Below are 13,489 nucleotides of genomic sequence, written 5' to 3'. Positions count from 1 at the left end.
TCCTACACACGAATTTGTCGATTGCGGGCATGTCGCCGCGCCTGTGCCGCACTTGACGTGTCTGCTACACTTGGCGTCGCTTTGTCGCAGGGAGAACCTCATTTGATCAATGCTTTCGTCATCAATAACGGCCGCCTGCAGCAGGTGACATGTGACCACCCCAGCGATCTGACCAGCGTCTCGCCGGTCTGGGTCGATCTGCACAGCGAATCCGAGGAGGAGCGCCGCTGGGTCGAAGAGGCTTACAAGGTCAAGCTGCCGACGCGGGACGAAATCACCGATATCGAGGCGTCCGCCCGCTATTACGAAGACGACGGTGGTGTGCTGCACATTCGCACGGACTTCCTGCTCGACGACGAAGAGCAGTCGCGTAACGTGCCGGTGGCGTTCGTGGCGCTCAAGGATCTGCTGATCTCCATCCATGACGAAGACCTGCCGGTATTCCGGCTGGTGCGCATGCGTGCGCGGATTCGTCCGGGATCGGTGCGCGACGCGATGGACGTGTTGCTCGACCTTTATTCGACCGACGCCGAGTATTCGGCCGATTCGCTCGAAGGCGTGTATGCCGCGCTCGAAGCGGTGAGCAAGCGGGTGCTGGGCAAGAACCTGACCGATGCCGATGCCGCCAAGGCGCTCGAGAGCATTGCCGCAGAAGAAGACTTGAACGGCCGCATTCGACGCAATGTGATGGATACGCGTCGCGCCGTGTCGTTTCTCATGCGCGCCCGTATGCTCAAGGACGAGCAATATCAGGAAGGCAAGCAGATCCTGCGCGACATCGAGTCGCTAGACAATCACACGGCGTATCTGTTCGACAAGATCAACTTCCTGATGGACGCCACGATCGGCTTCATCAACATCAACCAGAACAAGATCATCAAGATCTTCTCGGTGGCGGCCGTGGCCTTCTTGCCGCCAACGCTCATCGCCAGTATCTACGGCATGAATTTCCAGATGATGCCGGAGCTGCGATGGGAGGTCGGCTATCCGTTCGCCATCGGCCTGATGATTCTTTCGGCGATTGCGCCCTTCCTGTACTTCCGTCATCGCGGCTGGCTCGACTGACGCACCGTGTGCACGGCGCGAGGCCGCCGAGCAGGTAAAATGGCGGCCTCGCCCGATCGGACGCACGGATCGGGCCAGTATCGACTCATTTTTCGATGGCGCGCTGCCGTTGGAATCCCGCCGGAACACTGTCATGACATTCACCGAATCGCTCAACGCCGCCTGGACGCGCAATCATTCGCTGCTTTGCGTGGGGCTCGATCCCGAGCCGTCGCGCCTCCCGGCCCATCTGCAAGGCCAGCCGGACGCGATTTTCGAGTTCTGCCGACAGATCGTCGACGCCACGGCGCCTTATGCTTGCGCCTTCAAACCGCAGATTGCCTACTTTGCCGCCCATCGCGCCGAAGACCAGCTCGAGCGCCTGATCGCGCATATTCACGCCGATCACCCGGGGCTGCCGGTGATCCTCGACGCGAAGCGCGGCGACATCGGCAGCACGGCCGAGCAATACGCGCGCGAGGCATTCGAGCGCTATCGTGCCGACGCCGTGACGGTCAATCCGTACATGGGTTTCGACTCGCTCGAACCGTATCTGGCACACCCGGACAAGGGCGTGATCGTGCTCTGCCGGACGTCGAATCCCGGCGGCAGCGACCTGCAATTCCTCGACGTGGAGGGCAAGCCGCTGTATCAGACTGTGGCGCGTCTCGCGGCGGGGCCGTGGAATACGACCGGTCAGATCGGACTGGTGGTCGGGGCGACGTTCCCTGCTGAAATCGCTTCGGTGCGAAGCATCGTCGGCGACATGCCGTTGTTGATCCCGGGCGTGGGCGCGCAGGGCGGTGACGTCGAGGCGACGGTCAAGGCCGGCCGCACCGCCAACGGCACGGGCATGATGATCAACTCGTCGCGCGCCATCATTTATGCCGGACGCGACGAGCAATTCGCCGCCGCCGCTGCGACGGCCGCAGAGAAGACGCGCGACAGCATCAACGCCTATCGCTGATCGCCGAAGTCGCGATTCACGGCGACAAAAAACGCCTGCGATCCTATGGGAATCGCAGGCGTTTTCTTTTGCTGTTGCGTCGCCGGGTTGGGGCCGCTGTGCTAGGCGTCGCCTTTGTCGAGCAATTCGAGCACGCCGCGCAGCGCGTGCTGCGCAGCCTGACTGCGCACCTGTGTGCGATCGCCCTTGAAGTGTTTCGTCTCGACGACGGTCGTGACGCGATTGCTCCAACCGAAGCACACCATGCCGACCGGTTTGTCGGCGGTGCCACCTCCCGGGCCTGCCACGCCGGTGATCGACACGGAAATCTGGGCGCGGCTGTTGAGCAGTGCGCCTTCAGCCATGGCACGTGCCACCGGTTCGCTTACGGCGCCATGCTTGTCGATGAGTTCGGGCGGCACGCCGATCATCTCCGACTTGGCCTGATTCGAATACGTCACGAAGCCGCGCTCGAACCAGTTGCTGCTGCCCGAGATATCGGTGATCGCGGCGGCTACCAGGCCCCCCGTACACGACTCGGCAGTGGCGAGCATCAGGCGCTCATCGCGCAAACGGTTGCCGACCTTGACCGACAATTGCGCCAGAAGATGTTGTTCGGAGACCACGAGTCAGTGCCTATCAAATCGAGCGCCAGAGCGCGATAACCAGCAGCGTGCAGAATGCCGCGACGAGGTCGTCGAGCATGATGCCGAGGCCGCCCTTGACGGTGCGGTCGAAATAGCTGATCGGCGGCGGCTTGACCGCGTCGAAGAAGCGGAACAGCACGAACGCCACGAGCTGGCCGACGAAACTCGCCGGCGTAATCAGTAACAACACGATCCAGAACGCAACGATCTCGTCCCAGACGACCGCGCTCGGGTCCTGCACACCGAGCTTGCGCGCGGTATAGCCGCAGATCCAGATGCCGCCGACGAGAGAAGCCGCGATCAGCACACCCCAGCCCGTGACCGTCAGATACAGATTGAGCACCAGATACGACGCCCAACCGAAAAGCGTGCCCACGGTGCCGGGGGCGAACGACGACAGGCCGGTGCCGAATCCGAGCGAAAACAGATGGGCGGGATGCGACACCAGGAAACGCGAGGTCGGCCGGCGCGGGCCACTGCCCGGATTGACGGTGGCCGTCTGATCAGTACTCATTGGAAATGGTCGAAACTTTTGAAATCGGCTGCGACGGCTGCGCCGGTATTGTCATGAAGTTGCAGCATCGTTTGGCGCGCGTCGGGTAGCGCTATTGTACCGATACGCGTGACGCGTATGCCCAGTTCGTCGCCAATCGCCGTAATCCGTTGTCGTTCCGCAGGATCGGCGCAAAAGCACAACTGATAATCGTCGCCGCCGGCGAGCGTGCAGTGGCGCTGGATGGCGAGCGGTTGTGCAGCAAGCAACGGGGAGCGCGGCAACGCATCGACGTTCACGCTGGCACTCGCGCCCGAACGCTCGAGAATGTGTCCTAGGTCGCCGAGCAGGCCGTCCGAGACATCGAGCGCCGCGCGTGCAACGCCGCGCAGCGCCAGGCCGAGCGCGATCTGCGGTTCCGGCCAGTCCATCGCACGGCGTGCGAGCGCCAGTTCGTCCTCCTGCAATGACCACTCCCCCCGCATCGCGCCCAGGGCGAGCCGGGCATCGCCCAGCGTGCCCGAGACCCAGACGTCGTCGCCGGGCCGGGCGGCATCGCGCCGCAACGCGTGCGCCCCCGGCACGCTGCCGAATACTGTCACACAGAGGTTGCGCGGTCCGCGCGTGGTATCGCCCCCGACGAGCGGGCATGCATAGCGGTCGGCCAGGGCGGCGAGGCCTTCGGCGAAGGGCGCGAGCCACGCGGGGTCACTGTCGGGCAGTGCCAGCGCCAGCGTGAAGCCGATGGGCCGAGCGCCCATCGCCGCCAGATCCGACAGATTCACGGCGAGTGTCTTGTGACCTAACGCACGGGGATCGGCGTCCGGGAAGAAGTGGCGTCCCTCCACGAGCATGTCCGTAGAAATCGCGAGCTGTTCGCCTGCCGGCGGGCGCAGCAGGGCGCAGTCGTCGCCGATGCCGAGCGTCACATGCTCGCCCTGATGCGTCGCGCGGGCGAAAAAGCGATCGATCAGCGAGAACTCGGACAGCGGCGAGGTGGACGAGGTGGGCGAGGCGGTCGTGGTCATGAGCTACGGCACGGTTGCCAGTCATGCGTTGGCGGCATGACTGCGGAGCGAAACAGCGAGGGCCGCGAAAAAGACATTGAAATGAAAAAACAATGAGCAAACGTCGCAGCGCGAACCCCTATTCTAAGAGGCCCCGGCCCCCTTTCCCAAGCAGACAATTGGCTGGATGTCCCGATTTCAGGCGCGCTCCGAGGGGTGTCTCGGACAACACCCCGGTCATGTTTCATCCGTAGTCTGAAAAAGCCGGGCATGGTGCGATGCAACGTTGAATTTGCGCGCAAAGTTAGCCACTATCGGCGAGGAAATACCGCAGCGCGGTTGCGGCCCTTATCCGTTATTTGCATAAATGACGTGAATAAATGGGGCTACAATTTCGCACAGATTTTTTGACTTGTTTTGTTAGCCAAGAGCCTTCCCTCATGCCCACGCCGATCGATCCGAAACTGCGCGAAGCTGCGCTCGAGTATCACGAATTTCCCACGCCCGGCAAAATCGCCATCGCGCCGACCAAGCAGTTGCTGAACCAGCGCGATCTGGCGCTGGCGTACTCGCCGGGCGTTGCGGCCGCGTGCGAGGAGATCGTCGTCGATCCGCTCAACGCTTCGCGCTACACGGCGCGCGGCAATCTGGTCGGCGTGATCTCGAACGGGACTGCCGTGCTGGGCCTGGGTGACATTGGTCCGCTGGCGTCGAAGCCGGTGATGGAAGGCAAGGGCGTGCTCTTCAAGAAGTTCGCCAATATCGACGTGTTCGATATCGAAATCGACGAGAAGGACCCCGAGAAGCTCGTCGACATCATTGCGGCGCTGGAACCGACGTTCGGCGCCATCAACCTCGAAGACATCAAAGCTCCCGAGTGCTTTATCGTCGAGCGCAAGTTGCGTGAGCGCATGAAGATTCCGGTCTTCCACGACGATCAGCACGGCACGGCCATCGTGGTCGCGGCGGCGCTCATCAACGGCCTGAAGGTCGTGGGCAAGGATCTGAAGTCGGTCAAGCTGGTCACCTCGGGTGCCGGTGCTGCTGCGCTTGCGTGCCTGGACCTGCTCGTCGATATGGGGTTGCCCATCGAGAACATCTGGGTGACCGACCTGGCGGGTGTGGTCTACGAAGGCCGTACCGAATTGATGGACCCGGAGAAAATCCGCTTTTCGCAAAAGACCGATGCCCGTGGTCTGGCCGACGTGATCGGCGGTGCGGACATTTTCCTCGGCCTGTCAGCCGCCGGCGTGCTCAAGCCTGAGATGGTCAAGACGATGGCCGACAAGCCGCTGATCTTCGCCCTGGCCAACCCGAATCCGGAAATTACGCCGGAGCTCGCGAAGGAAGTGCGTCCGGATTGCGTGATGGCCACGGGCCGTACGGACTATCCGAATCAGGTCAACAACGTCCTGTGCTTCCCGTTCATTTTCCGCGGCGCCATCGATGTGGGCGCCACGACCATCACACGCTCGATGGAAATCGCGGCCGTGAACGCGCTTGCAGAGCTTGCACGTCAGGAGCAAAGCGATATCGTCGCGTCGGCCTACGGCATCAAGAACCTGTCGTTCGGGCCGGAGTATCTGATTCCGAAGCCGTTCGATCCGCGCCTGCTGGTGAAGGTCGCGACGGCAGTGGCCGAAGCGGCAATGGCGGCCAACGTGGCAACGCGTCCGCTCGCGGATGTCGACGCCTACTCGCAGTCGCTGCAGCAATTTGTCTATCACAGCGGTGGCCTGATGAAGCCGCTGTTCTCGGTGGCGCGTAGCGTATCGGCCGACAAGAAGCGCATTGCGTTCGCCGAAGGCGAAGAAGAGCGTGTGCTGCGCGCGGTGCAGGTGCTCGTTGACGAGCGCGTCGCAACGCCGATCCTGGTCGGACGCCCGGCCGTGATCGAGCATCGCATTCAGCAGTACGGTCTGCGCCTGACGCCGGGCGTCGACTTCACGATCGTCAACCCGGAGCACGACGAGCGTTATCGCGATTACTGGGAGACGTATCATCAGTTGACCAACCGCAAGGGCGTGACGGCATCGTATGCGCGCGTCGAGATGCGCCGCCGTACGACGCTCATCGCCGCCATGCTGGTGCGCAAGGGCGAAGCCGACGGCATGATCTGCGGTACGGTGTCGACCCCGGGCCGTCACTTGCACTTCATCGATCGCGTGATCGGCAAGCGCGCAGGCGGGCATGTCTATGGCGCGATGAACGCGCTGATTCTGCCGAATCGTCAGATCTTCCTGGTCGATACGCACATCAATCAGGATCCGAACGCCGAGGAACTCGCCGAGATCACGTTGATGGCGGCCGAGGAGATTCGTCGATTCGGTATCCAGCCGAAGGTCGCCCTGCTGTCGCACTCGAATTTCGGCACGAGCGAGGCGAGCTGTGCCCGCAAGATGCGCGAAACATTGGCAATCCTGCAGGAGCGTGCGCCGGAACTCGAAGTGGATGGGGAAATGCACGGCGATTGCGCGCTCGATCCGGAATTGCGTGCGCGCATCATGCCGGATTCGACGCTCACCGGCGCGGCGAACCTGCTCATCATGCCGAACATCGATGCGGCGAACATTGCCTACAACCTGCTCAAGACGGCAGCGGGCAATAACGTGGCAATCGGGCCGATCCTGCTCGGCGCGGCGAAGCCGGTTCACATTCTCACGGAATCGGCGACGGTGCGACGCATCATCAACATGGCTGCGCTGGTAGTGGCCGATGCGGCAGCGCAGCAACAGGCGCGCTGAACCACCGGCTGGTGCGAATGGCGGTTCACCGCTGTTCGGCGCACGTTAACGACAAAACGCCGCTCCGGTCCGGGGCGGCGTTTTGTCGTTATGGCGATGCTTTTTTCGCATTACCTGGAATCATGTGGGCACTCACTGTCGCGGAAATCCATGTATTTTCGTGAATTTGTTGACTAGTTTGGTTGCAAAATGTAAGCCGACATTGATTCTCTGGACCAATAGCGATAACCTTACGGCTTCACCCACCAGAACGAGCTCGCAGCGCAACACCGCGCCGGGCGACAGGCTAGCTATGACCATGGCACGTTGGCTTCACCGGAGCATCGTGGCGCTGACGGCGGCTGGTAGTGTGTTTCTGGGGGGCAACACCTTGGCGCGCGAAACCGCGCCATACGTCACGGATCCAACGGTAGCGGTTGCTGTTGCCGAGTTGCCACGCGAAGCGCAGCGCACGCTGACGCTGATTGCCCAGGGCGGGCCGTTTCCCTATGCCAAAGACGGCATTGTGTTCGGGAACTACGAAAAGCGCCTGCCCAAAAAGCCGCGCGGCTATTACCATGAATACACGGTGCCGACTCCCGGTGCCCGCAATAGAGGTGCCAGGCGCATCATCTGCGGCGGTGACCAACGCGCCACCGATCCGTGTTACTACACTCAAGACCACTACAACAGCTTTAGACGCATAAGGGAATGACAGCAGTATGAGTGAGCCGGTTTTCGCACAGGAACGCGGGAAAGATCTTATGGCAGATCCATTCGGTGCGGGCGAGGGCAACTTGTTCAAGCAGGTGCTGGGCCTGCATGCTGTAGCGCGGGCTGGCCACCGCCATACCTTATCGGAAGAGGGAGATATGAGTCTTTTCAAGACCGTCAGGCCGAATATCGTGCAGTCGATCCGTGCATTCCGCGTGCCGGAACTGGCCGCTGAGGCCGAGCGACTCGGGCAGCACTTCCTGTATGCCAATTGCTCCCAGGCGCAAAGCAAGGCCGAAGTGCTGGAGACGATTGCGACCGCATTCCTCTTCCCCAAGCATTTCGGGAAGAATTACGATGCCCTGCACGACTGCTTGACCGACCTCGTCAGCCACTGCGGCCAACAGCCCGGGTTCGTTGTGGTCCTCGAAGGCTTGCCCATTGCCACGAAGTTCGACAAGGATGGTCGCGAAACGCTGCTCGATGTGTTCCGCGACGCTGCCGAGTTCTGGAGCGAGCGTCGTACCGCCTTCCGCGTTTTCTACTCGTTCGCCTGACGTTTGCCCGCCTACGGGGCCGAACGCACATGAAATCGCTGTCAGCCGTTGTCGGTCGACGGCCATGAAAAAAGGTCCGCAATGCGGACCTTTTTTCATGGATTGCCAGACGATGAGGTATTCGTCTGTTGCTGCCCGGTTTAGCCTTTATGGCCACCAAGAAATTGTTGCGCGAGGCTCGCCAGGTCGAGTTGGCCTTGGGGCACGTCGCCGTTAGGCGTCAGGTGATTGACGACTTCCGGCAGCAGCGACGACAACTGCTGTGCCGCTTCGTTCTGGCTGACACCGGCCGTGTCGGCGAGTTGCTGCAACTGACCACCCGGGCCGAGCGCCTGCGTGACCTGATCGGCCGAGACCGCCTGATTGGCGCCCGTGCCGACCCACGATTGCACGGCGTCACCCAGGCCGGCGTTCCCCAGAATTTGCGTCAGGCCGCCCAAGCCACCCAGCGAGCCGAGCAAGTCGCCCGGCGACGTGGCCGGTGCCCCTGCGCCTGCGGGTTGCGCTGCCTGCGATCCGCCGAGCAGCCCGCCCAGCAAATCGCCGAGGCCGCCACCGCCCGCTGCCCCGCCGCCGCCCAGCATGCCGCCGAGGGCGCCGCCCAATGAACCCAGCAGGCCGCCACCCTCGCCGCCTTGCCCTTGTGCACTTCCCGACCGGCTGGCGATCATCGCCAGCAAGCCCATGAGCAGCAGCATCTTGGTATTGCCGCCGCCACTATTGCCACCGGCCTGATTGCCGGACCCGCTACCGAGAATCGAGTCGAGGAGACCCATGACGACACTCCTTTAGGCTTGTGAAGCCAATTTTCAGATCATCGTTGCTTACCAGCCGCCCCAACGTGCGGCCAACGCGGCCAATACCGCAATGCCTGCCGTTTCCGTGCGCAGGATGCGCTCACCCAGTCGAATCGCCGAGAATCCGGCCGCCCGCGCAAGCGTTTCCTCCTGAGGCGACAGCCCACCTTCCGGGCCGAAGAGCAGCACGCCGGGTTGCGATGGCGCTTCCTGCGGTAGCGAATCTAGGCCGCTGTCTGCTCGAGGTGACAATAGCACATGCCATTCGTAACTCGTCACCGTGTTCCGGTCTTGCAGCCAGGCCGCTATCGGGCGAATCGGCAAGACGCGTGGCACGCGATTTCTGCCGCATTGCTCGCACGCGGCCTCGACCAACGCCTGCCAATGGGCGACGCGTTTTACGGCGCGCTCACCGTCCAGGCGAATCACCGAACGCTCGGTCGCCAGCGGTTGAATTTCCGTCACGCCGAGCTCGATGGCCTTTTCGATCAGCCAGTCCATCTTGTCGCCACCGGCGATCCCCTGCGCCAGTGTGACGCGATAGGGCGTCTCCACCTCACGCGTATCGTGCGCCCCGAGTTGGGCGGTGGCATGACGCTTCTCCAATGTCGTGAGGACTGCCGGATATTCACCCCCCGCGCCGTTGAACAGCGTGAGCGCATCGCCGGTCTTCAGGCGCAATACCTGAACATGGCGAACGACGGTCTCCGGGAGGTCGAGCAGTGCGCCGGCGTGTAGCGGCGCATCGATGAAAAAACGAGGCATACGGTCGGAAGGCGAAGGAGGGCGGCCGAGAGCGGTGCCGGGGACAGAAGCATACCCCAACGCCGACGTCGCGCGGGGCGGGCTTCCGAAGCCGGCCTAGCTGCGAGGGGAGACCGGACGGGCGAAGCCCCACCGGTATCCATCCAGATCTTCCAACTGGCAGAAACGGTCGCCCCAGAACTGATCGTTCGGTGGCATGAGCCCCTTTGCACCGGCGGCGGTCGCACGCGCGTAAAGGGCATCCACATCCTCGGTATAGACATAGAAGCTCTGCGGCGCCTCAACACCGGAGGTGCGCGGTGTTCGGGCGGTGCTCGCAAAGGCACCCTCGGGCGCGAACATCAGAATCAACTGACCCTGGTAGAACATCTCGACGTGCATCACGGCACCATCGTCGTCCACCATGTCGTGCACCGTGAACCCGAACGCCTGCTCGTAGAACGCCGCCGCCGCCTTGGCGTCGCGCACGGTGAGGTAAGGCGTCAGCCACGGCACATGGGAGGGACGGGGATCGGACATGACTAGGCTCCGGTAAGTCCGTCGGCGAATCGTGATGGGTGAGCGGTGCTTGTCCGAAAAAAAGGCTTTCGACGGACAGGCAGTGCACCGACGGTCGTGTCGAAACCTCAATATACAAGGAACGCGGGCGCGATTCACCCGTCGGGCGTCATCTCGTCGGCGTCGTTTCGCCAAGAATGGCTGCCAGATCCGGAGGGATGTCGAACAACGCCGCGTGTCTCGATGGCGCGTAGTGCCGCAGTGTCCGCAGAGATTCCGGGAGCGCATTCGGGATGTTGCGCACATCCAGTGAGTCGCCCGCGATCGCGAGCGCCCAAAGTGTGCCGTACAGCGGCACGTAGGCCGTCATCGGCCGGACGACGGGGAATACCGAGCGCAACGCATCGAGCATGCGATGCACCCGTGCGCCGTCGAACCACGGCGCGCCCAGTTGCAGGGCGATGCCGCCGCGAGGCGCGAGCAGCGCGCGAACCTTGGCGAAGAAGGGGGCGTCGTGCAGGGTGGCGGCGTCGCCGTCGGCCTCGGTCAGATCGAATATGACGGCGTCGAAGCGCTCGCCACGGGAAAGGGCGGCGTCGACAAACGTCCGGGCGTCACCGATCACGAGTCGGGTGCGGGGATCGTCGAATGCGCCGTCGGCCAGCGCAGGCATATGTTGCGTAATCGTGGCGGGTACCTGCGCGTCCAGCTCGGCAATGACCACCTCGCGCACGCTCGCATGCCGCAAGGCTTCGCGGGCCGAGCCGCCGTCGCCGCCGCCGAGTATCAGCACGCGACACGCCTGCCCGTGCGCGAGCAACAGCGGGTGCACCATGCATTCGTGACAGATATGAGCGTCGGCGAGCGACGCCATGAAGCGGCCATCGAGCCGGTACGCCCGGCCGAGCGCACCGAACGCCGGCAAATCGACGACCTCGATATGCTGCCAGCGTGTTGTGACGGCGAAAATCGGGTGCGCGAAGAACGAATAGCCCGCCCACGGGCCGATCGGGGCCGTGAAAGGCGTCGCCGCGGCAGCGGATTCGTGGGCGGAGAGGTCACGTTTGGCGGGCATTGGCGAGGCAACTTCCTCTAATTTGTGGCGAACGCGTCACTTCTTCGCATGATTCCACGTTCCCGTCGGTTGGGGAAGTTCGCAGTCGACGACCCGGGCAGGTGTCGTATCTGGTAAAATCTTGGTCTTTTCCTGCATTTGAATTTCGCGCGGCAGCTCGCGGCAACGGGGCACGCCCGCTCATCCGGCTGGTCACCATGACGAACTCCTCTCCTGCTACGGCTGCGCTGATGGCATCTGCTATTCGCGTCCTCTCCATGGACGCGGTCCAACAGGCCAACTCCGGTCACCCTGGCGCGCCGATGGGCATGGCCGACATCGCGGTCGCTCTCTGGGGCCGCCATCTGAAGCACAACCCCGTCAATCCGCACTGGTTCGATCGCGATCGCTTCGTGCTGTCGAACGGTCACGGCTCGATGCTCATCTATTCGTTGCTGCATCTGACGGGCTACGACCTGCCGATCGAAGAGCTCAAGCACTTCCGTCAACTCCACAGCAAGACGCCGGGTCACCCGGAAGTGGGTATCACCCCGGGCATCGAGACGACCACGGGCCCGCTGGGCCAGGGCATTACCAACGCTGTCGGCTTCGCCCTCGCCGAAGCGTTGCTCGCCAAGGAATTCAACCGCCCGAGCAACGCCATCGTCGATCACTATACGTATGCGTTCCTCGGCGACGGTTGCCTGATGGAAGGTATCTCGCACGAAGCCTGTTCGCTGGCAGGCACGCTGCGCCTGAACAAGCTCATCGCGCTGTACGACGACAACGGCATCTCGATCGATGGCGATGTCGAGTACTGGTTCGCCGACGACACGCCCAAGCGTTTCGAAGCCTACGGCTGGAACGTGATCCGCGGCATCGACGGTCATGATGTCGACGCCATCGACGCGGCCATCGCCAAGGCCAAGACGTCGGATCGCCCGACGCTGATCTGCTGCAAGACGCTGATCGGCAAGGGCGCACCGAACAAGCAAGGCGGTCACGACGTTCACGGCGCGCCGCTGGGCGCCGACGAAATCGCCGCCACGCGCGCTGCGCTGGGCTGGAACCTGCCGCCGTTCGAAGTGCCGGCTGAAGTCTATACGGCATGGGACGCGAAGGCCGCCGGTCAACAGGCCGAAGCCGCCTGGAACGAGCGTTTTGCCGCTTATCGCAGCCAGTTCCCGGCCGAAGCCGCTGAATTCGAGCGCCGCATGAAGGGCGAGCTGCCGGGTGACTTCAAGTCGGCTGCCGCCGCACTCATCGCCAAGACCAACGAGAAGGCCGAAACGGTGGCCACGCGCAAGGCGTCGCAACTGGCGATCGAGGGGCTGGCTGCCGTGCTGCCGGAATTCCTGGGCGGCTCGGCCGACCTGACCGGCTCGAACCTGACGAACTGGAAGGCCAGCAAGGCCGTGCGTGCCAACGCGGAAGGCGTGCAGTTCGGCAATCACATCAACTACGGCGTGCGCGAGTTCGGCATGAGCGCCATCATGAACGGCCTTGCGCTGCACGGTGGTTACATCCCGTTCGGCGGCACGTTCCTGACGTTCTCCGATTACAGCCGCAATGCGCTGCGCATGGCCGCGCTCATGAAGCTGCGTTCGATTTTCGTGTTCACGCACGATTCGATCGGTCTCGGCGAAGACGGCCCGACGCACCAGTCGATCGAGCACGTGTCGAGCCTGCGCCTGATCCCGCAGATGGACGTGTGGCGTCCGTGCGATACGACCGAAACGGCAGCCGCATGGGTGGCTGCGGTGGAGCGTCACGACGGTCCGTCGAGCCTGGTGTTGAGCCGTCAGAACCTGCCGTTCGTCTCGCGCGACGACGCGCAGATCGCGAATATTCGTCGTGGTGGCTACGTGCTGCGCGACGCGGCGAATCCGCAGATCGTGCTGATCGCCACCGGTTCGGAAATGGATCTGGCGCTCAAGGGCGCCGACGCGCTGGCCGCCGAGGGCATCGCCGTGCGTGTCGTGTCCATGCCGTCGACGAACGTGTTCGACCGTCAGGACAAGGCGTACCGCGAGAGCGTGCTGCCGCGCGGCGTGCCGCGTGTGGCGATCGAAGCCGGCGTGACGGCGTTCTGGCATAAGTACGTCGGCCTGGAAGGCGGCGTCGTCGGTATCGACACCTTTGGCGAGTCGGCCCCGGCCGGCGTGCTGTTCAAACACTTCGGCTTCACCGTCGACCACGTGGTCGCGACGGTCAAGTCCGTGCTTGGCTGATTTCGTTAGACCT

13 protein-coding genes are annotated in these 13,489 nt (G+C 63.1%); 6 read left to right on the top strand and 7 right to left on the bottom strand.

Going from position 1 to position 13,489, the window contains the following annotated elements; translation table 11 throughout:
- The first annotated feature begins 102 nt into the window (after window positions 1-102).
- A complete protein-coding gene (corA, locus tag ABWO90_RS20570; protein ID WP_353193086.1) occupies window positions 103-1,065 on the top strand; it encodes a magnesium/cobalt transporter CorA in 963 nt (320 codons plus the stop codon).
- A gap of 133 nt (window positions 1,066-1,198) precedes the next feature.
- Window positions 1,199-2,011, top strand: a complete 813-nt coding sequence (gene pyrF / locus ABWO90_RS20565; RefSeq protein ID WP_353193085.1) for an orotidine-5'-phosphate decarboxylase — start codon at window positions 1,199-1,201, stop codon at window positions 2,009-2,011.
- A gap of 101 nt (window positions 2,012-2,112) precedes the next feature.
- Here the strand turns inward: pyrF and ABWO90_RS20560 are convergent, their stop codons facing one another.
- Genes ABWO90_RS20560 through thiL form a run of 3 tightly spaced genes read right to left on the bottom strand, consistent with a single transcriptional unit; the run spans window position 2,113 to window position 4,158 of the window.
- A complete protein-coding gene (locus tag ABWO90_RS20560; protein ID WP_353193084.1) occupies window positions 2,113-2,616 on the bottom strand; it encodes a CinA family protein in 504 nt (167 codons plus the stop codon).
- Window positions 2,617-2,629: 13 nt separating this feature from the next.
- Window positions 2,630-3,151, bottom strand: coding sequence for a phosphatidylglycerophosphatase A family protein (locus ABWO90_RS20555; RefSeq protein WP_353193083.1), 522 nt, complete (start codon window positions 3,149-3,151; stop codon window positions 2,630-2,632).
- Window positions 3,148-4,158: a thiamine-phosphate kinase gene (thiL, locus tag ABWO90_RS20550; RefSeq protein WP_353193082.1), complete on the bottom strand. Its 1,011-nt coding sequence runs from the start codon at window positions 4,156-4,158 to the stop codon at window positions 3,148-3,150. Before thiL ends, ABWO90_RS20555 begins: the two co-directional genes overlap by 4 nt.
- A 419-nt stretch (window positions 4,159-4,577) precedes the next feature.
- Here thiL and ABWO90_RS20545 point away from each other — a divergent pair, with 419 nt between their 5' ends.
- From ABWO90_RS20545 to ABWO90_RS20535, 3 genes are all read left to right on the top strand, one after another.
- Complete coding sequence (locus tag ABWO90_RS20545) at window positions 4,578-6,881, top strand: NADP-dependent malic enzyme (RefSeq protein WP_353193081.1); 2,304 nt, start codon at window positions 4,578-4,580, stop codon at window positions 6,879-6,881.
- A gap of 298 nt (window positions 6,882-7,179) precedes the next feature.
- The gene (locus ABWO90_RS20540) at window positions 7,180-7,575 is read left to right on the top strand and encodes a guanyl-specific ribonuclease (RefSeq protein WP_353193080.1); all 396 of its coding nucleotides are present in this window, start codon (window positions 7,180-7,182) and stop codon (window positions 7,573-7,575) included.
- A gap of 7 nt (window positions 7,576-7,582) precedes the next feature.
- Complete coding sequence (locus ABWO90_RS20535) at window positions 7,583-8,131, top strand: barstar family protein (RefSeq protein ID WP_353193079.1); 549 nt, start codon at window positions 7,583-7,585, stop codon at window positions 8,129-8,131.
- Window positions 8,132-8,271: 140 nt separating this feature from the next.
- Here the strand turns inward: ABWO90_RS20535 and ABWO90_RS20530 are convergent, their stop codons facing one another.
- The 4 genes from ABWO90_RS20530 to ABWO90_RS20515 all read right to left on the bottom strand — a co-directional run bounded on the left by ABWO90_RS20530 (window position 8,272) and on the right by ABWO90_RS20515 (window position 11,266).
- Window positions 8,272-8,907: a YidB family protein gene (locus ABWO90_RS20530; protein ID WP_353193078.1), complete on the bottom strand. Its 636-nt coding sequence runs from the start codon at window positions 8,905-8,907 to the stop codon at window positions 8,272-8,274.
- Window positions 8,908-8,955: 48 nt separating this feature from the next.
- Complete coding sequence (locus ABWO90_RS20525) at window positions 8,956-9,693, bottom strand: 16S rRNA (uracil(1498)-N(3))-methyltransferase (RefSeq protein WP_353193077.1); 738 nt, start codon at window positions 9,691-9,693, stop codon at window positions 8,956-8,958.
- Between the two features lie 96 nt (window positions 9,694-9,789).
- A complete protein-coding gene (locus tag ABWO90_RS20520; RefSeq protein WP_353193076.1) occupies window positions 9,790-10,212 on the bottom strand; it encodes a VOC family protein in 423 nt (140 codons plus the stop codon).
- Between the two features lie 148 nt (window positions 10,213-10,360).
- Window positions 10,361-11,266 carry a spermine/spermidine synthase domain-containing protein gene (locus tag ABWO90_RS20515; protein ID WP_353193075.1) on the bottom strand — a complete coding sequence of 302 codons (906 nt, stop codon included), beginning with the start codon at window positions 11,264-11,266 and terminating at the stop codon, window positions 10,361-10,363.
- A gap of 197 nt (window positions 11,267-11,463) precedes the next feature.
- Between ABWO90_RS20515 and tkt the strand changes: the two genes are divergently transcribed.
- Window positions 11,464-13,476: a transketolase gene (gene tkt / locus ABWO90_RS20510; protein ID WP_353193074.1), complete on the top strand. Its 2,013-nt coding sequence runs from the start codon at window positions 11,464-11,466 to the stop codon at window positions 13,474-13,476.
- Window positions 13,477-13,489 lie beyond the last annotated feature (13 nt).

Source organism: Pandoraea pnomenusa (genome assembly GCF_040391475.1).
In the GTDB taxonomy this organism is placed as follows: domain Bacteria; phylum Pseudomonadota; class Gammaproteobacteria; order Burkholderiales; family Burkholderiaceae; genus Pandoraea; species Pandoraea pnomenusa_C.
Note: the sequence above shows the minus strand (reverse complement) of the source record. Positions and strands in the feature narration are given on the sequence as shown.